Below are 19,198 nucleotides of genomic sequence, written 5' to 3' on the forward strand. Positions count from 1 at the left end.
ATGCTGCAAAAAACTATCAATAAATTTAAAACTGGCAATAAAAAAGATAGACATTGGATTTTATTCACAATGCTTATATTTTCTTGGTTGATAGGAATGCTAGGTTTAGCAATGGTTAAATATAATTATCTAGAATTGGGGAAATTACTAGCGGTTATTGGAATACTTTCTGGATTTGTATTCATACTTATGGGGTTTTGGAATATGTTGTTCGGTCCAAATGAGGAACACAATTAGAAGGCAATATCAGCTTTCGACCCTAAGCAGACATTAAATCAATTTTAATTAGTACATTACGTAATGGATTTTTCCTTAAACGAAGCACATTTTATTGCACTATTATTAATTGGAGCTGTATTTATAGGTATTGGACAATTAATTTTATTTTTTGGACTTGCAGATGGGGTAACTCGTCATGATTACATCAATCAGGCCAAAGGAAGTAGCCGGAAAAATCCAGAAAAATATTTTAATGATACGTATTTAATATATGCAAAAATTTTCAAGGCAATTGGGGCTACATTTTGTTTTATAAGTGCTTGTTTAATATTTTTGATTTTATATCGATTATATTTTGCCTGATGTCCGCTATTGGCCGAAAGCAGACATAATTCATAATGAATAAGGGGAATCTTGGTTGGAAACTCTAAAAAACAATTCTAAAATGACTGCTTACGACCCAAAGCGGACATAAATAATAACTGTATGAATAATTCCAATGAGCCACCTCCAGTAATTCATTCAGCACGAATGCTTAGTTACGCTGTGAATGATGACTCAGTAAACTACACAGACCGTATTGAACTTCATGTAGGAGTTGATAGTAAGTTTAAACGTGTTGAAGAAGTCCCTTTGCTTGCAATATGCAGGAACTATGTAAAACCACAAGACATCTTACTTTTCTTCTGTAACTCAGAATGGGAACCGCAAGGAACCATTGCATTTGATAGCGTTGATGAGGCTAAACAAAAGGCTGAACGCGGTTATGAAGGAATTTCACATAATTGGATTGACTCACCTCACTCAGACAATCAAGTTAATGATTTCTTGCGTGAGGAGTATGAAGTTGACCCAAATACAGAATGGTGGAAAACAGAGTGTTTTTTCTGTGGCATAGATAATGATTCTGAAACGGGAACAGTCATGTTACTTGGGAAGAACGGTTATCTATGTGGAGACTGCGTGAAATCATGCTATGAAGTAGTATCTGAAATTGAAAGTTCTTAACTATATGCGTGATAAATATCTCAATGAAAATTAATAGAATGTCCGCTAATGGCCGAAAGCAGACATAATTAGATTGAATTAAGGGGAAACAAGGTTGGTAACTTCAAAACAAACGTTCACAATGTCTGCTAACGACCCAAAGCGGACATTTAGTTGAATACTAAAACATGAAAAAATTCTTTAGAGCATTAGTAATTATCTTCGGGTTAGTAGCAATAATGGCAGGTTTTTACATGTGGCAACAAAATGGATTTAGCTTTCCAATTGGCCGCTATGACAATACTAACAATGCCTTAGGAGCACCAATATATTTATTTATATTAGGGCTAGCATTAATAGCTTACGGAATACTATTCAATGATTAAAAGAAAGTTATATATGGCATTAGAATCAATACTGAAAAATTAGATATGACCGCTTATGGCCGAAAGCAGACATAATTTATTGCTTCTCACTATTATCAATTATACGCAATTAAAAATAACTAAGCGGCTGAAATACTATGCCCTAACGGTAGAGCGCACTCTGGAATGCTTAATGTTTTAGCGTGACAATGTTGGTCACTCAAAAGGAATAGGGGTACTGACATTATGAAATACCTTTCAACTATCTTATTTATTACATTATTATTTTTCTGTTTCAATTCATTTGCTAGTGAAGAACACGTTTGTACTAACGGTGATGCTATGAGAGTTATTAGTGTTGCATATCAGGATGGCCAAAACCAAATGCCTTGTGAAGTAAATTATGACAAGGGAGAAGGTGTGCAAACATTATGGAGTGCGAAATCTGAGATTGGCTACTGTGAAAGTAAGGCGCGCGAGTTCATTGAAAAGCATGAGTCGTGGGGCTGGTCCTGTGAAAACAACCAACAGGCAGTCAATATTGATGATTTAGTCACTGAATTATTTTAGATAATTCCATCTATCTATTTACAATAAAAAAGCCTCGCCATAAAGGCGGGGCTCTATATAAAGTATACATAAAAGTTTGTTTGTTAATTTCCGCTATTGGCCGAAAGCGGACATTACTTAAAATTAAGCTCTAGTGATTCCGGTAAACGAAAGAGCTCGAGTTCTTAGCTTTTAGAAGCTTAGTAAGATCAGTAGCGATGTGTGCGGTTTCGTCTAATAACACATCAATAAATTCTTCATCATCATCTAATTTGTTTAGGTTTTCTTCCATATCTTTTAACATTTCTTGGTATTCACTACGCGTTGTTTCTACTCGCTTATATTCCTCTTTTCTTGATGATTCCAGCAAAGAAACTGCTTTTTGATTTCTTACATCATAATCCAGCTGAAATATTTCAAGTAAGGAGTTAAATTTATCATTCATTTTTACTCTACTGCTATGCATTTCAGAAGTTTGATTGATGATTTGAGCATCAATGTCTCCAATATGATGTTTAACCGGGGCAATTGAACTTGCCGGTAGAGCATTTTTTAATGCGCGTTCACCGTATTCTTCGCCTTTCAATATAGTTTTAAAATCGATATCTGGAATTACGCCTTGATGTTGTGTGCTACCTCCGTCAACGCGGAAATACTGAGCAATTGTGGCTTTTAATTGTCCAAGTTTTGCGTCATCTTTTGAGCTAAAATTATTTAGGTCTACCAGTTGCTGTACCGTGCCTTTTCCAAAAGTGGTTTCACCTACTACAATGCCTCGATGGTAATCCTGGATTGCACTTGCAACAATTTCAGATGCTGACGCACTAAAGCGATCCACCAATACGACTAATGGTCCATGATAAGAAATGTTAGAATCTCGATCGCGGTGGACTTCTATATGCCCACTTGAGTCTTGCACTTGTACGATAGGGCCTTCGTCAATAAATAATCCCATTAACTGAGTAGCTTCAGTAAGAGAACCGCCACCATTACTGCGTAAATCTAGAACTAAGGCATCAATCTTTTCTGACTTTAAATCAGCAAGAAGTTTATCTACATCACGCGTTGTGCTTCGGTAATCTTTTTCGCCTCGTTGATAGGCAGCAAAATCTATATAAAACGTAGGTACATCGATAACACCAATTTTATAGTTCTGAAGATTATCTTCAATTTTAATGACTTCACTTTTGGCAGCTTGTTCTTCTAGTTTAATTTTATCGCGTGTAATTTTAATTTCTGTTATCTTTGCTGCCTGGCCTTCGTCGCCAGGTAAGATTTGTAGTTTTACATCGGTACCTTTAGAGCCGCGAATAAGTTGAACTACTTCTTCTAAACGCCAGCCAACAACATCCTTAAATTCTTTATCATTTTGTTGTGCAATGCCTACGATCCTGTCTGAACCGTGTAAAAGATCACTTAAATCAGCAGGTCCACCAGGGATGACCTTTTCTACCACAGTATATTCACCATCGGTACGAAGCAGGGCGCCAATGCCTTCGAGTGAAAGGCTCATTCTGATTTCAAAATTCTCGGAAGTTCTTGGTGATAAATAATTAGTGTGTGGTTCCAAAGTACTAGCAAATGCATTGATAAAAAGCTGATATACATCTTCTGCATCAATTTGCTCGCTGCGTTTTGCGATACCTTTGTATCGTTTCTCCAAAGTTTCTTTGATTTCAGATGGTTTTTTATCTGCAAGTCTTAAAGTAAGCACATCGTTTTTAACGCGTTTGCGCCAAATTTCATTCAATTCATGATTGCCGGTTGCCCAAGATAATTCTGAACGATCTATAATGAGTTCTTCGTCAACCTTGAAATCATATTTGGTTTTTAATTGGTCTAAGGCAAATAACACACGCTCTTCTACGCGAGCTTGGTAGAGCCGAAACATTTGAAAAGGTGGGCTTAGTTCTGTTTTAGATATCGCATCGTCAAGCTTAAAGCGAAATATTTGAAAGCTATCGATATCTTTCTGATAGAAATAACTGCGGTTAGGGTCTAGTGCTTCAATGTAAGCGCCTAGGATTTCATCTGATAACGAGTTGTCTATCGTGAATTTTTTATAGTGGTACTTATCAAGGAAATGGGTAATTAGCTTGGTAGCACGATCGTGTTGTTTTTCAGGTGCTAAAATTTCACTAGTAGTGCTATATGAAAAACTTGCTGCGAATAGTGTGATTGCAGTAGCAAGTAATAGGGTTAAATTTTTAGTTAATTTTCTCAAGGTGGTTTTCTTATTGTATGAATGTATGTAGATAGGGAGTGTTCTCAATATCTATGGTTTTCGTAGTGTGGTTATATAAAGACTAAAATTTGTACGTAATTTAATCGAACAGCTTGGCCTTGTTATGCTTATTTCAGCTGTAATTTCCAGTATATATTTGTAAGCAATTGATTGTAAGGACTATATTTAACTTGCTATGCTTTTACTGTTAAAGGAAGCATGAAGGGCTGACCCAAAGCGATAAACTGAGTAAAGTAATTGCTTGTGACAGCTAATACTGTTGCGAGCTATTAAGACCATAAAACTAAAAGAAAAATCCATTGAACACTGATAATACGATTGTAATTGGTAAAAGCGATGAGGTGCAGCGCCTTTTTCTAAACCGAGCCAACCGACATGGGCTGATTGCAGGGGCTACCGGAACCGGTAAAACCGTGACTTTACAGATCCTCGCGGAGGGCTTTTCACAAGCTGGAGTGCCCGTATTTGCAGCCGACATCAAAGGTGATTTGAGCGGAATTAGTCAAGCAATTGAAGAGAAACCTAAGCTAGTTGAACGTGCGGCTAAGACTGGAGTAGAGGGCTACACACCGCGAGGTTTCCCGACTGTATTTTGGGATATTTTTGGTAAGCAAGGCCATCCGGTGCGCACCACGATTTCTGAAATGGGCCCGTTATTGTTATCGAGGTTGCTTGATTTAAATGACACGCAGGAAGGCGTATTAAATATTGCCTTTAAATTAGCGGATGATGAAGGGTTATTACTCTTAGATTTCAAGGATTTGCGATCAATACTTAATCACGTTGGTGAGAACTCAGCAGCATTAACAGTGGATTATGGCAACGTTAGTAAACAATCGATTGGTGCAATTCAGCGACGCTTATTAGTGCTGGAGCAGCAAGGCGCTGAGAACTTTTTTGGTGAACCGGCTCTTGAGCTGAAAGATTTGATGCGCAGCACAGAAGACGGTAAAGGGTATATCAATTTATTTGCTGCCGATGAATTGATGCAAAACCCAAGGTTGTACTCAACTTTTTTGTTATGGCTACTTTCAGAGCTATTTGAAGAATTGCCAGAAGTAGGTGACCCGGATAAGCCCAAAATGGTGTTTTTCTTTGATGAAGCCCATTTGCTTTTCAACGATGCACCTAAAGCTTTGACTCAAAAAGTAGAACAGGTAGTTCGTTTAATACGCTCGAAAGGTATCGGTGTTTACTTCGTTACACAGAATCCTATCGATGTGCCAGATGAGGTATTGGGGCAGCTGGGTAATCGAATTCAACATGCCTTGCGTGCCTATACACCGAGAGATAAGAAGGCCGTTAAAGCAGCGGCTACCACCTTCAGAGAGAATCCAGATCTTGATACTGAAACTGTGATTACAGAGTTAGGGGTGGGTGAAGCGCTAGTGTCAGTTTTAGATCCAGATGGTGTGCCCACCATTGTGCAACAAACGAAAGTGCGCCCCCCAGAGTCTCGGATGGGTCCTGCGACCACGGTTGAACGTAAAGAGGTGTTTGACCAGAGTCCAATCAAAGATGTCTATGACACTAAAGTTGATCGCGAAAGTGCTTCAGAAAAGTTAAAGGCACGTACTGAAAAAGCCACTAAAGAAGCAGAAAAGCAAGCGAATGAAGAGAGGGAATATAAAGCAAATAAACCTAAAACAACAAAGACATCACGCAAAAGACGCAGCACTAGAGAGACCACCACTCAAACTGTTGTTAAGAGTGCAACAAAAGTAGTTACTTCTCGTTTAGGTCAATCTATTATTCGTGGAATTATGGGTTCTATATTTAAAGGCAGGTAGGTTCGAAAATGGCTGAAAATTTACTTAAAAAATGGGAAACGTGTTTAAACAATGGTGATCTTAATGGCATTGTAGAGTTGTATGCAGACAATGCAGTCTTATGGGGAACCTTTTCAGATATTATTCGAGATAACCCAGAATTAATTCGTGAATATTTTGAGGCTCTTTTTTTGAGAGAAAATCTTAATGTAAAATTTGGATCATCAAACTTAAGAAGTTTTGGCGAGGCTGCTATTTATTCTGGAGATTATGAGTTTTCTTATCAAGGAGACGAGAAAGTAAGCTGTCCTGCGCGATTCTCATTTGTTTTTTATAAAGATGAAAGTGGGCAATATAGAATTATAGATCATCATTCATCGCTAGTGCCCGGAGCCTGTTAAGACAGTTAAGCCGTTAATTATTCTTTGAAGGCCTTTATTAATGTCTGAGTCAGATAAAGCGCCATAAGACAAGCGTAAATAACAGCCTGATTCAATTCCAAATGCCGATCCAGGTATAGTAGCAACACCATGTTTTTTAATTAGTGTTTGTGCAAGCTGCATATCATCAAGATGAGTATCGATGTTAAGTAGTGTATAAAAGGCACCTTCTGAAGTAGGAGTCTTTTTTAAGCATGATAAGTTGGTAAGCTCGTTTAAAACTATTTTTCGTTTCGCAGACATTGCATTTCTTTTGTCGTATAAAAATTTTTCATTAGAACTTAATGCTCCCACTGCTGCATGTTGTGAAATCACGGGTGGTGATATAAGGATGGTGTCTTGAATTTTCTTTACAGCAGTTAATAAATGTTCTGGTATAACCATATAGCCTATGCGCCAACCCGCAAACCCATAACCTTTAGAGAATGAAAATAACGAGATGGTATGTTGATGCGTGTTCTGATGTGAAGCACTGGAAAAATGTTGGTGTTGTTCATAGTAGAAATCTTCATAAGCTTCATCGCTAATGTGATAAACATTATGTTCTTTGCACAGTTGATTAACTTCAAGCAGTTCTTGCTTCGTGTAAACCGCACCGCTAGGATTATTTGGACTGATAGTAACGATGGCTTTTGTTTTATCAGTGATCGCTGATTTTATTTTTTCTACGTTTAAATGAAAATCTTCATTACAAGAAACTAATACGGGTTTGCAACGCTCCATCATCAAAGACATTTCATGATTGAAGTAATAGGGGAGAGGTAATATAACTTCATCTCCAGGATCGGTGATGGCCAGGATTGCAGTGTTGAATGCCATGTTAGATCCAGCGGTCACGATTACAGCGCTACTTGAATCTATTTCAATATCATTAACAACTTTTAATTTGTTAATCAATGCTTGTTGTAGCTCAGGGATACCTTCTACAGGGCCATAACGATTAATCGATTCATTTGGCAAACATTTTTGTACATTGTTAAATGCTTCTACAGGTGGCCCATAAAAGGCAATGCCTTGACCAAATGAGATTGTGCCTGGGTGGTTACGAGTTAATAGACCTATATAAGGAATAATAGGGCTTTGAACAGCATCCAGCCGTTTACTGTTTTTCATATTATTTGCGTGATATCTAAATTGTTATGCGACGATATATATCTGAAACTTTATAAGGCAGCTTGTCGACTTGATCAATTACCGCAAAATTTACTGCGCCATACATATGTTGTAAATAATCTTTTGCTTCATTATCGATGGTAATGCAAAAAGGGTGTATACCTAAAAACTTTGCTTCGATTAACGCACGTCTTGTGTCTTCGATGCCATATGGACCACGGTAACCGTCTTGGTCATCGGGACGACCATCTGAAAGAGTAATTAAAAGTTTAGTGCGAGCTTCTATTTGATGCAGTAGTTTGGTGAGATGTCGTATTGCAGTACCCATACGCGTGTAATCTTGGGGCTCTATGCCGCTGATGCGTGCTTTAACTTCAACGTTATAATCTTCACCAAATTCTTTTACTTTATACAGCTCACAGCGCTGGTGAGTCACTCCGGAAAATCCATAAATAGCATAGCGATCACCAAGAATTTCAAGAGACTCACAAAGCAATACCAGAGCTTCACGTTCCATTTCATTAATCCATCCTGCAGTTGAGCCACTCATGTCAATCATAAACATTACTGCAATATTACGATCAATTTTTCGTGACTTGGTAAATAGATTTTGTGATGCTTCCATACCTATTTTGGTATCCGAGTAGGCTTCTATAACGGCGTCAAGATCAATATCGTCTCCAAAAGGTTGACGTTTCATTCGTTTATCATCTTCACGTAATGCTTCAAAGGTTCTATGCAGTCGTTTTAGTAATCCACGATGTTTGTGAAGTGTGTTGCTTACAAAATTATTATGTACAGGCTTTATGTCAACTTCTTTTAAATGACACCAATCTTTTCGATATTTTTGTCGAGAGTGATCCCACTCATCATATAGATATACATCCTCGCTTATATCCATGCCAGGGTCATTGGCACTTTCTTCATGTTCTGTTTTCTGCTCAGCATGGTTATCTATAGCGTCAATTAAGTAATCATCAGGAATTTCACCGAAATCTTGTAATATAGACGCGAGTAATTGTTTTATGTCTTCTGGGACTTCAACTGCTTTATCATCAAACTGTAATTCAATTTTAAATCCATCTGGAAGGGAATCATCTTCTATTTTTTTAATGGAAAATCTTTTTTCTCCTGTCTCGGATATTGAATTGTCTGATGCTTTACCATATTCATTTTTTGTGTTTTGTCGGGTAGATTTTTCCAGCTCTCCTTGTAGATGACCCAATTTATTCTTTAATCTTTGTTTTTCTTTTTGTGCTCTAGATTCCATAGTAATTCGAGCTTCATGTGGATTTAAAGATCCTTGATAAAATTTATCTTCGGGAACATGTTCATCTTTGTATACAGCCTCTAAGAAAAACATAGTGTCTTGCACCGTAGTGTCTGGTTCTTTTAGCTTTTCAATGGCTCTCAGCCAAGTTTTTGAAAGTTTTGATAAGTCTTCGGCATTGCTTTGCCTATCGTTCAGAGATTTCATAGCCCGCGCAATACCAGGTAATTCAGTTTCTATACGCGCATCTAATCGTATTGTCTCAAGCTTGTGAAATAACGAAAGTGCACGATCAGGGTCTTTAAACATTTTTACTAAAGTGTCTACATTCATGCGCCAAGTGCCATACCAAGTTTGTGACCATTGATGTACTGCCATGGCTTTGTAGAAAGTAAAATTGTCATCTCTATTGTTAAATTGAGAAGAAACTTCAGGCAATCGAATAGACTCTGTGTCAGAGTAGAAAATATCGCTTGCTTCAATGCCTAAATATCTGCCGCTCAGCCCTATTACAAAGCTTTCTAGAACACGTGATATTTCGTTTAAGGTTACTGTGCTTGGTGCTAGGCTAAGTGATAGAATATAGTCATCAACGTTGCGCATGGTATTAATGCAGTCGTCGAGACCTTTTTCTTTATATATTTTTAGTAATGTATCAATCCAGTTATCCCAAATCTCTTCATCAACAAGTTGTAAACTTCGAGGGGCAAACTGACAAAAGTTAAAAGCTAGCTCAACGCTGGTGTTACGTAACATTTCCACCGAACTTAAAAAACGGTCTTGCTCGACTTTAGCAAATACAGCAAGTTCTTTGGCAGGTTCAAATACACTGCGACGAGAGGGGGATGAAATTATTTGACTTAGTAATAACTCCATTCGAGTCTGAAGTTCACGTACTCCCATGCCTCCATAGCTCGCACTAGTAGTTAGAATACCTTGTCGTTTTAAAGATTTAATAGGTCCGCTATCTTTGCTATAAGCGGGTTTTTCGTATTGCTTTTCTCCTCCCTTATCTAAGATTTTTTTCCATAGTTTTTTCCAGAACATAGCGAATTACTTTCAGGCTGTCTTTTTTAATAAATAGTCTTTTGCTTGATTAATCTTTGTAGCTAAATAGTCATTTCCGCCACGATCGGGATGCATTTTTTGTATCAATGTACGGTGTGCTTCAATAATTTCGTCTTTTGTTGCGTTGTCGTCGACCCCTAAGATTCTATGCGCTTCATCTTTGGTCATTTTAATGTCTTGGTTAGCATTGCTTGCTTGACCATTAGTTTCAGTAGTACTTGCAGGAGTATTTGTAAATAAATTTTTAAAAAGCGGAACAAATCTTAACAATCCAGCAAATTTCTGAAATGAAGCTGCGGCTGCACCAATAATGGCAAATAATGGGTGAAGTTTTCCGGTAATTGCGAGACCAATTAATATGATGGCAGCAAGGGCTAATATTCCCTGAATTTGCTTATTTTTGGGTTGCTTACGAATCCAGCGTAGGAATAATAAAATTCCTATAATCCCAGCTATGATTAAGATTTGGTTCATGAAGGTAGTTTAATGCCTAATTGCTGTGTGTAGGTTAGTCTGCTCAGACTACAGAATTTATATATAAAATATTAAAATAATTAGCCTAGTTTAACCCAAATGCTCTTTTTGATCGTTTAAGTATACAAATCTAGAGGAAAAATAAAGGATTAACTATGAAACGACTCAAATTCACGGCTGCATTTATTGCAAGTTTAATGATTAGCGTATTAGTTGGGCAAGTGGGTGCTACTTCTCATGAGGGAGAAATCAAAAGCACTATACAAGATCAATCTGAAGTGGCAGTTACTATCTATAACGATCAATTAGCACTGGTAAAAGATCTTCGCACTATTCGTTTAGACAGCGGCTTTAATAAGCTTGCTTTTCGCGAAGTGAGTGCACAAATGCGACCGGAAACCGCATTACTGAGGAGTTTAGACTATCCAGATGGCTTTCATCTCATTGAACAAAATTTCGATTTTGATCTTTTAACTCCACAAAAGCTATTAGAAAAATATGTGGGCAAAAAAGTGCGGGTTGTAAAAACTCATCCCATAACCGGTAAAGAGAGCATGTTAGACGCTGTGGTATTGAGTGTGAATAATGGTGTAGTACTGCGCATTGGTGATCGTATTGAGACGGGTGTCCCGGGTAGAATCGTGTTTGATGAAGTACCAGGCAATCTTCGCGACCGTCCAACTCTTGTAATGCAACTCAATAGTGCAACTCCAAAACCACAACAATTACAACTCAGCTACTTAACGGGAGGATTGTCATGGAAAGCGGATTATGTGGCTGAACTAGATGAATCGGACGAGTTTGTTGATCTAACAGGATGGGTTACCTTAACCAATCAAAGTGGTGCTTCCTATAGAAATGCAAAATTACAGTTAGTTGCAGGTGATGTGAATCGTGTTCAAAATGGTTTTAAAGATGCAAAAAGAAAGTTTGAAAGGCTTTCGATTGAGTCAGAAGAAGTAAGTGAAGATATGGTTGAGGAAGCGTTATTTGAATATCACCTATATACCTTACAGAGATCCACTACCATTAAAGAAAATCAAACAAAACAGGTTTCGTTATTGAGTGCAACAAAGATTCCTGTAGTGAAAGAGTTTTTACTAAAAGGCCAGGATTACTATTATAAAAGTTCATATGGTTCAATTGGTCAAAAACTAAAAGTAGGAGTATTTGTACAATTTAACAACGATATAGAATCTAATCTTGGATTACCTTTGCCTAAAGGTGTGGTGCGAGTATATAAGAATGATAAATCGGGTAATGCACAATTTATTGGCGAAGACCATATTGATCACACTCCCAAGAAAGAAGAAGTTCGCTTAAAGTTGGGTGATGCATTTGATGTAACCGCAGATAAGAAACAAACTGAATTCAAAAAAGCCCATGCGCTAGGTAAATATCGGTATGCTTACACTGCGAGTTTTCAAATTGACCTTAAAAATGCCAAGAGTGAAGAAGTTGAAGTGATAGTACGTGAACCTATCCCTGGTGATTGGAAAATGAAAAGCCAAAGCCATAAGCATGAAAAAGTTGCTGCCGGTACAGCAGAGTGGAAGGTTAAAGTCCCTGCTGAAGGTAAAACAACTCTTACTTATAAAGTATTGGTACGATACTAATCCAGCAAAGGAAATATCATGAATAATATATCTTTTTTATCTGTGACATTATTGTCTTTTTGTTTAGCTCAAGCAGTTTCTGCTGAAGACGAAATTCGAAGCACACTGGATGATCAACAGGAGGTAGCCGTCACAATATATAATGAGCAGCTTGCTTTAGTAAAGGATCTGCGAAAAGTTAAATTGTCTGATGGATTTAATCGACTTGCTTTTCGAGAAGTGAGTGCGCAAATGCGGCCTGAAACAGCGCTTTTAAGAAGTATTAATCATCCTGATGGATTTCATTTAATCGAGCAGAACTTTGATTTCGATTTATTGACGCCACAAAAACTATTAGAAAAGTATGTGGGGAAAAAAGTCAGAGTCGTTAAAGTTCATCCAACGACTGGCGAGGAAAAAACTGAAGAAGCGATTGTGCTTAGTGTTAACAACGGTGTAGTGCTAAGAGTGGGGAATCGTATTGAAACGGGTTACCCCGGCAGGATTATCTATGATGAAGTGCCTGAAAATTTGCGTGACCGTCCTACTTTAGTAATCTCATTAGAGAGTGGGACCAGTAAGCAACAAGAACTACAACTGAGTTATCTAACAGGTGGTTTAGGTTGGAAAGCAGATTATGTGGCTGAGCTTGATGAGTCTGATGAATTTGTTGATCTTACTGGCTGGGTTACCTTAACCAATCAAAGTGGTGCAACGTATAAGAATGCAAAGCTACAATTAGTGGCAGGTGATGTAAACCAAGTGCGTCAAGAAATGCAGCCTATGCGACGAGACATGTTGATGTCTAAGTCATCGGGTAAGGCGGCAGCACCGGCGATGGTTGAGGAGGGTCTTTTTGAATATCACTTATATACTTTACAACGGCCCACTACGATATCTAATAACCAAACTAAACAAGTGTCACTTTTAAGTGCAACGAAAATTCCGGTAAAGAAAGAATTTTTACTTAAGGGGCAGAATTACTATTATCGGGGGTCATACGGAAATTTAGGTCAAAAACTAAAAGTAGGTGTATTTGTTGAATTTGATAACAAAGAAGAATCTAACCTTGGTATGCCTTTACCAAAAGGTGTTGTGCGGGTTTATAAAAATGATAAATCGGGTAATGCACAATTTGTTGGTGAGGATCGGATTGATCACACTCCAAAAAATGAAGAAATCAAATTAAAATTGGGTGATGCGTTTGATGTCACTGCTGATAAAAAGCAAACAAACTTTAAAAAAGCTACTGCTATTGGAAAGTATAGCCAAGCCTATACTGTAAGTTTTGAAATTACATTAAAAAATGCCAAAAATGAAGGAGTAGAAGTGGTTGTGCATGAGCCAATCCCAGGGGATTGGAAAATGAAGGAAGAAAGTCATTCACATAAAAAAGTAGCCGCAGGAACTGCTGAATGGAAAATTAAAGTTCCTGCTGAAGGTAAGACAATACTAAGCTACGATGTACTCGTTCGTTACTAATTATAAGTATTAAACATATGTATAACGCTAAACCCGTGGATTGGCTGGGTATGATTGCCTTAGTCATCACATTTGGCAGTGCATTCATGTTTACTAAAATATCAGTGCAGGAATATCCACCAGAGGTGGTAGCGGGTGGAAGAATTATTATTGCTGCAATAGCGTTGATTATATTGTCTATATTTCGTAAAGATTCATTTTCATTTTTAAAAAATCATTGGTTACTATTAATTGCTTTAGCATTTTTTGGCTGTTGCTTGCCGTTTTATTTAATTAGCTGGGGGCAACAAACGGTGGATAGCAATATTGCAGGTATATTGATGGCAGTAATGCCATTAACAACTATCGTTCTAGCGCATTTTTTCGTCGCTGGAGAGCGGCTCACTGCAAATCGAGTAATTGGGTTTATGCTAGGCTTTGTGGGTATCTTAATTCTTTTTGGTCCTACTGCATTGGCTAACTTTGATGCAGATGAAGGGCGGTTAATCGCAATGTTAGCTATACTGGCAGGTGCTGTAAGTTATGCAATTAACACAATTATTGCTAAACGTTTACCGAATGAAAGTTTTGTAGCATTGTCAGCAGCGGTAATGACTATTGCAAGTCTAATTATGTTGCCAGCTATTTTATTAACAGGTCAAGAGTGGGAGTTATCTATTCAAAGTGTCGAGTTTTTGTCGTTAATATTATTGGGAATTTTTCCTACTGCTTTGGCCACCATCATATATTTTGCAGTCATCGCAAGAGTAGGCCCATCATTTTTGTCGCAAATTAATTATTTAATTCCTGTATGGGCCGTTATAATTGGCATTTTATTTTTGAATGAAAGCATTAGTATTAATGCGATCATTGCTCTAGGTGTTATCTTGCTAGGAATTGCGATTGCCCAACGGAAGGGTTTATCTTTTGCTCGGTTTTAAAATAATAAATATATATAGGGCTATATAAGTGCAAAAAAATGTATTGGGTGGAGATTTGCGTAGTTGTTGTGATGAATTGTCTACTGGCTATTATCGTAATGGTCGATGTGAAACGGATGAGCATGATATTGGAGTGCATACCGTTTGTGCAAATGTTACCAAAGAATTTTTAACATATTCCAAATTAAAAGGTAATGATTTATCTACACCTTATCCCGATGCAGAATTCCCTGGTTTAAGGCCAGGAGATAAATGGTGTCTATGTGTACAGCGTTGGATTGAAGCATTAGAAGAAAATAAAGCACCCAATATTTACTTACAAGCTACACATAGTTCTGTGTTGGAGTATGTTGAATTTGAAGTGCTGGCTAAATACGCCCTAGATAAAAATTAGCTTAAAAATTAGCTTAAAAATTAACTTAAATACTTACTATCTAGAAATAAACTTCTCAAGTGCTTCGGGTTTTACTGGGCCGGGGTTATGTCCTACTAACTGACCTTTAGGGTTAAACATCAAAAAAGTAGGTGTGCCACGTAAAGACTCTTCAGTAGCAGATTCGTAATTAAAAGCAACAACAGTAATTTCACCAATCAAATTATCAAATGTCATGGGCATTTCGTTGATGTACTCTGTAATGGAGTCAACTTTTGAATAACCATCAAGCGAAACTCCAATTACTTTTGCATCTGTATCTTTATGTTTGTCGTGAAACTCTGACATTATTGGATATTCGCGCTGACATATACCGCAGTCAGTTGTCCATAACATTACCAGCGTCCATTTATCTTTCTCAAAGTGTTGGGATAAAGTCGTGAATTTGCCTTCAAGAGTGCGTACTTCAGTCCAATCAGATGCACTTACAAAGCTAGTTGTTAATAATAACAAACTGAAAGATGTTAGGTATAAAAGACGTTTCATAATTAAAGTCGATGTATAATTATTAAAGTGCAGGCTAACTATTGGTATGCATTTTAGAAATATTAAAGCAAATATAGTTCCATCTATATAACAATAATGGGGCCTGTTATGGCAAACAATAGTATTCAAAACATATTAAATCAAGTAGGTGCTTTAGCTTTTCCGGGCATATATGACACCCTATCGGCAAAAATTGCAGAACAAGTAGGGTTTCCAATGGCATTTATATCCGGCTATTCTCTTGCTGCTGCCACAATTGGTGAGCCAGATTTTGGTTTACTTACTCAAACTGAGGTTGTAGAGCGTGCTCGTGCCATTTGCAATAGTGTCTCAATACCCATAATTGTGGATGCCGATACGGGCTATGGTAATCCATTAAACGTACACCGAACTGTAAAGCAATTGATTGATGCAGGTGCAAAAGGGTGTTTCTTAGAAGATCAAGTGTGGCCAAAAAAATGTGGCCACATGCGGAATAAAAAAGTCATTGATAGAGAAGACTATTTATACAAAATTCAAGCTGCTGTAGATGCGAGAGGAGATGCTGACTTTTTCATAGTGGCAAGAACTGATGCAGAAGCTGTTTTGGGATTAGACGAAGCGATAGCACGCGTTAAAGCAGCGCGTGAGTTAGGCGCCAATGCAAGTTTTGTCGAAGCTCCTGGTTCAATAGAACAATTAAAGAGAATAGGCCAAGAGTCGCCACATCCAAATGTTGCCAATATGATTGAAGGTGGCAAAACACCTGTACTTCAAAAAGATGAATTAGCAGGTATGGGTTTCCAACTAATTCTATATCCACTTACTGGTTTATATGCCGCTGGTAAGACTATGCGAGATTTTTATACAAAGCTAAATAATGACGGTACAACATTAGGCATGGAAGATAATTTATTAAATTTTGAAGAATTTAATGAGCTTATCGGTGTAGAAGAAAAATATAAACAGTCTGAGAAATATGGCGTGAAGTAAAGATTAACTTTTTAGTAGATCAATCATATAAGTGCCGAATGAATAGATAAGTATAGTAATGACTATTATGCATAATAAGTTAAGCCAAAAACCAGACTTCCTCATTTCTGTCATAGCGATATGGCCTGAGCCAAAAACAATAGCGTTAGGTGGGGTTGCGATAGGCAACATAAAAGCACAGCTTGCAGCTATGGCTGCGGGTATAACTAAAACGTAAGGATGAATATCAAGTGCGGGTGAAATAGCGGCTAATACGGGTACGAGTGTGGCAGTGGTGGCGGTGTTCGAAGTTAATTCCGTTAAGAATACTACTGCTGTAATAATAATTAGTAAAATTAGTAATGGTGGCATGAATGCAAGTCCAGTTGCCTGAGCACCAATAAACTCGGTAACTCCATTAGCTTGTACCGCTGCTGCTAAACTTAATCCACCTCCTAATAAAATTAAAATACCCCATGGTAAGTCTCTTAAGTTTTTCCATTCTAATATAAAGTTGTTGCTAGTCGATTTTGCAGGAATAAGGAACAGCAATATTGCAGAAAAAACTGCAATACTGGAGTCCGTTAGGCCAGATAATGGTGTATATATATTTCCATTAAGTTCAATTGTAAGCCCTTGTAATAAAGTGCGACTTAGCCAAAGCAATATTGTAAATACAAAAACACAACAAACTGTTTTTTCTTCATAAGTCATTTTCCCCAAAGAATACTTTTGATCGAATAATGATTTAGAGGAATGATGGAGCGCAACTTTATCCACCTTATAAATAACTTTGGCTAATAACCACCAAGCAATAGGGAGCAAGATCAAAGCAATAGGAGTGCCGATTTTAGCCCATTGTAAAAAACCAATATCTTGTTGAAACGGTGTATCGATTGCGTCTTTTAAAAATGAAGCGACGAATAAATTAGGTGCGGTACCGATAACGGTTGCAATGCCTCCAATATTTGCAGCGTATGCAATACTCAACATAATGCAGGTGGCAAATGCGCTATGGTTGGAATTTTTACTAGTTAGTAGAGCAATTACGCTTAATCCAATAGGCAACATCATGGCCGTGGTAGCGGTATTGGAAATAAAGGCACTTAAAAAAGCAGTAGCCAACATAAAGCCACCGACAATGCGAGAAGGTGAATTACCAATTTTAGTCAAAATTCCTAAGGCAATGCGCTTGTCTAAATTCCATCGTTGAATCGCAATGGCAATAATAAAACCACCTAAGAATAAAAATATGATATGCGAAGCGTAGGGTGCAGTAGCCTCTTTTATAGATGCCACATCAAATAACGGGAATAAGGCAATCGGAAGTAGTGCGGTTACTGTTATATGTGTAGCTTCAGATAACCACCAAATTGCCATCCATACGAGTAAACATAAGGTAGCTTTCGCTGTATGAGTAAGTATTGTGGGTTCACCATAGCTAGCACTATATTGATCAGGTAGCAGCCAATACACCCATAAAGCCAGTGCTGGGCCTAAAATAAGCCAAATACCCTTGAAATTAGCCGCACCCATATCTCTTCAGTCTAATACTTTGATATTACTTAAAAAATTGTTATTCGTTAAAATAGTAAGTACGAATTTACTAGTTAAGTTATGGAAACAAACACACAAATTATAGATACCTTATCACGTCCTATTCGTGATCTAAGGATATCGGTAACAGACCGATGTAATTTTCGCTGCACATACTGCATGCCTAAAGAAATTTTTAATTCTGATTATGAATTTTTACGTAGAGATGACCTACTTAGTTTTGAAGAAATAGCACGAATTTCTAAAATTTTTGCTTCTCTTGGGGTTAAAAAGATTCGCCTAACAGGTGGTGAGCCTTTGTTGCGGAAAAATATACCTGTACTAATAGAGCAGCTTTCTAATATAGAAGGTATTGAAGACATTAGTCTTACTACAAATGGTGTGCTGCTAACTCAAAAAATGGCGCAGCAATTAAAAGACGCGGGACTGCAACGCATCACAGTTAGCTTAGATGCCTTAGATAATAAAACGTTTAAAGCGATTAGCGACGTTTCATTTAATGTAGATAAAGTGTTGGATGCAATAGAGACGGCAGATGAAATAGGCCTTTCACCGGTTAAAATTAATATGGTTGTAAAAAAAGGTGTGAATGAGCATGCTATCTTGCCGATGGCTAAATATTTTCATAACAGTGGTAAAATTTTGCGTTTCATTGAGTTTATGGATGTAGGTAGCACTAATCATTGGCAATTAGATGATGTCTTTTCTGCTAAAAATATTGTTGATGAAATTAATCAAGAGTTACCCATCGAACCTGCAGATGAAAACTATAAGGGTGAAGTGGCTAAACGTTGGCGCTATGAAGATGGCGGCGGAGAAGTTGGAATAATTTCTTCAGTTACTCAACCATTTTGTCAGAATTGTACTCGTGCAAGATTATCGGCAGAAGGAAAGTTATATACCTGTTTGTTCGCAACACAAGGTAAAGATTTGCGTCATCTTATTCGACAAGGTGCAAAGGATGAATATATATCAGATATTTTAAGTGCAGTTTGGAAAAAGCGTACAGATCGATACTCGGAATTACGAACAACAGAAACCGTATTATTGCCTAAGGTTGAAATGTCTTACATAGGTGGATAATTCAAAAATTGATATTCAGAGCCGTAGTATGGTGATAGCGCAGCAGATTGCCCAGTGATTTGCTCACAAAATTTAAAACTAATTTGCCTCATGAATTATTGAACTTATATAGGTGTTTTGCGTTCTAAATAAGAAACCAAAAAAGGGTTATGCAAAGAATGCTAATGAAGACCTCGATTAACCTCGCTGAGA

General features: G+C 37.5%; 19 protein-coding genes. 13 read left to right on the forward strand and 6 right to left on the reverse strand.

What is annotated here, in order from left to right:
- The 5 genes from GKR92_02475 to GKR92_02495 all read left to right on the forward strand — a co-directional run bounded on the left by GKR92_02475 (window position 1) and on the right by GKR92_02495 (window position 2,141).
- Entirely contained in the window at window positions 1-237 is a 237-nt protein-coding gene (locus GKR92_02475; protein QMU60620.1) for a hypothetical protein, read from the forward strand.
- A gap of 63 nt (window positions 238-300) precedes the next feature.
- Window positions 301-582, forward strand: coding sequence for a hypothetical protein (locus tag GKR92_02480; protein ID QMU60621.1), 282 nt, complete (start codon window positions 301-303; stop codon window positions 580-582).
- Window positions 583-705: 123 nt separating this feature from the next.
- A complete protein-coding gene (locus GKR92_02485) occupies window positions 706-1,227 on the forward strand; it encodes a hypothetical protein (protein QMU60622.1) in 522 nt (173 codons plus the stop codon).
- A 167-nt stretch (window positions 1,228-1,394) separates the two neighbouring features.
- A complete protein-coding gene (locus tag GKR92_02490) occupies window positions 1,395-1,592 on the forward strand; it encodes a hypothetical protein (protein ID QMU60623.1) in 198 nt (65 codons plus the stop codon).
- Between the two features lie 225 nt (window positions 1,593-1,817).
- Window positions 1,818-2,141 carry a hypothetical protein gene (locus GKR92_02495; protein QMU60624.1) on the forward strand — a complete coding sequence of 108 codons (324 nt, stop codon included), beginning with the start codon at window positions 1,818-1,820 and terminating at the stop codon, window positions 2,139-2,141.
- 130 nt (window positions 2,142-2,271) lie between these two features.
- Here the strand turns inward: GKR92_02495 and GKR92_02500 are convergent, their stop codons facing one another.
- A complete protein-coding gene (locus tag GKR92_02500; GenBank protein QMU60625.1) occupies window positions 2,272-4,344 on the reverse strand; it encodes a tail-specific protease in 2,073 nt (690 codons plus the stop codon).
- Window positions 4,345-4,664: 320 nt separating this feature from the next.
- Between GKR92_02500 and GKR92_02505 the strand changes: the two genes are divergently transcribed.
- Complete coding sequence (locus GKR92_02505; protein ID QMU60626.1) at window positions 4,665-6,155, forward strand: DUF853 family protein; 1,491 nt, start codon at window positions 4,665-4,667, stop codon at window positions 6,153-6,155.
- A gap of 8 nt (window positions 6,156-6,163) precedes the next feature.
- The gene (locus GKR92_02510) at window positions 6,164-6,535 is read left to right on the forward strand and encodes a DUF4440 domain-containing protein (GenBank protein QMU60627.1); all 372 of its coding nucleotides are present in this window, start codon (window positions 6,164-6,166) and stop codon (window positions 6,533-6,535) included.
- Here GKR92_02510 and GKR92_02515 read toward each other — a convergent pair.
- From GKR92_02515 to GKR92_02525, 3 genes are read right to left on the reverse strand one after another with little or no spacing between them, the layout of a single operon-like run.
- Window positions 6,515-7,687, reverse strand: a complete 1,173-nt coding sequence (locus GKR92_02515) for a pyridoxal phosphate-dependent aminotransferase (GenBank protein QMU60628.1) — start codon at window positions 7,685-7,687, stop codon at window positions 6,515-6,517. The two genes, GKR92_02510 and GKR92_02515, sit on opposite strands and share 21 nt — an antisense overlap.
- 16 nt (window positions 7,688-7,703) lie before the next feature.
- A complete protein-coding gene (locus GKR92_02520) occupies window positions 7,704-10,004 on the reverse strand; it encodes a VWA domain-containing protein (GenBank protein QMU60629.1) in 2,301 nt (766 codons plus the stop codon).
- Window positions 10,005-10,016: 12 nt separating this feature from the next.
- Window positions 10,017-10,499 (reverse strand): DnaJ domain-containing protein, encoded by a 483-nt coding sequence (locus GKR92_02525; protein ID QMU60630.1) that lies wholly within the window; start codon window positions 10,497-10,499, stop codon window positions 10,017-10,019.
- Between the two features lie 155 nt (window positions 10,500-10,654).
- On the opposite strand from GKR92_02525, the gene GKR92_02530 reads away from it, so the two are divergent.
- The 4 genes from GKR92_02530 to GKR92_02545 are packed head-to-tail and all read left to right on the forward strand — an operon-like array spanning window position 10,655 to window position 14,890.
- Window positions 10,655-12,115, forward strand: a complete 1,461-nt coding sequence (locus GKR92_02530) for a DUF4139 domain-containing protein (GenBank protein QMU60631.1) — start codon at window positions 10,655-10,657, stop codon at window positions 12,113-12,115.
- Window positions 12,116-12,133: 18 nt separating this feature from the next.
- A complete protein-coding gene (locus tag GKR92_02535) occupies window positions 12,134-13,576 on the forward strand; it encodes a DUF4139 domain-containing protein (protein ID QMU60632.1) in 1,443 nt (480 codons plus the stop codon).
- A gap of 17 nt (window positions 13,577-13,593) precedes the next feature.
- Window positions 13,594-14,496 (forward strand): EamA family transporter, encoded by a 903-nt coding sequence (locus GKR92_02540; protein QMU60633.1) that lies wholly within the window; start codon window positions 13,594-13,596, stop codon window positions 14,494-14,496.
- A gap of 28 nt (window positions 14,497-14,524) precedes the next feature.
- Window positions 14,525-14,890, forward strand: coding sequence for a DUF2237 family protein (locus GKR92_02545; protein ID QMU60634.1), 366 nt, complete (start codon window positions 14,525-14,527; stop codon window positions 14,888-14,890).
- Window positions 14,891-14,926: 36 nt separating this feature from the next.
- Here GKR92_02545 and GKR92_02550 read toward each other — a convergent pair whose 3' ends face one another.
- Window positions 14,927-15,415, reverse strand: coding sequence for a redoxin domain-containing protein (locus tag GKR92_02550; protein QMU60635.1), 489 nt, complete (start codon window positions 15,413-15,415; stop codon window positions 14,927-14,929).
- Between the two features lie 108 nt (window positions 15,416-15,523).
- Between GKR92_02550 and GKR92_02555 the strand changes: the two genes are divergently transcribed.
- A complete protein-coding gene (locus GKR92_02555) occupies window positions 15,524-16,387 on the forward strand; it encodes a carboxyvinyl-carboxyphosphonate phosphorylmutase (GenBank protein QMU60636.1) in 864 nt (287 codons plus the stop codon).
- Window positions 16,388-16,390: 3 nt separating this feature from the next.
- Here the strand turns inward: GKR92_02555 and GKR92_02560 are convergent, their stop codons facing one another.
- The gene (locus GKR92_02560; protein QMU60637.1) at window positions 16,391-17,902 is read right to left on the reverse strand and encodes a DASS family sodium-coupled anion symporter; all 1,512 of its coding nucleotides are present in this window, start codon (window positions 17,900-17,902) and stop codon (window positions 16,391-16,393) included.
- A gap of 81 nt (window positions 17,903-17,983) precedes the next feature.
- On the opposite strand from GKR92_02560, the gene moaA reads away from it, so the two are divergent.
- On the forward strand, window positions 17,984-19,006 hold the full coding sequence (gene moaA / locus GKR92_02565; GenBank protein QMU60638.1) for a GTP 3',8-cyclase MoaA: 1,023 nt from the start codon (window positions 17,984-17,986) through the stop codon (window positions 19,004-19,006).
- Window positions 19,007-19,198 lie beyond the last annotated feature (192 nt).

The sequence above is a fragment of the Gammaproteobacteria bacterium genome, from assembly GCA_014075255.1.
Lineage (GTDB): Bacteria > Pseudomonadota > Gammaproteobacteria > UBA4575 > UBA4575 > JABDMD01.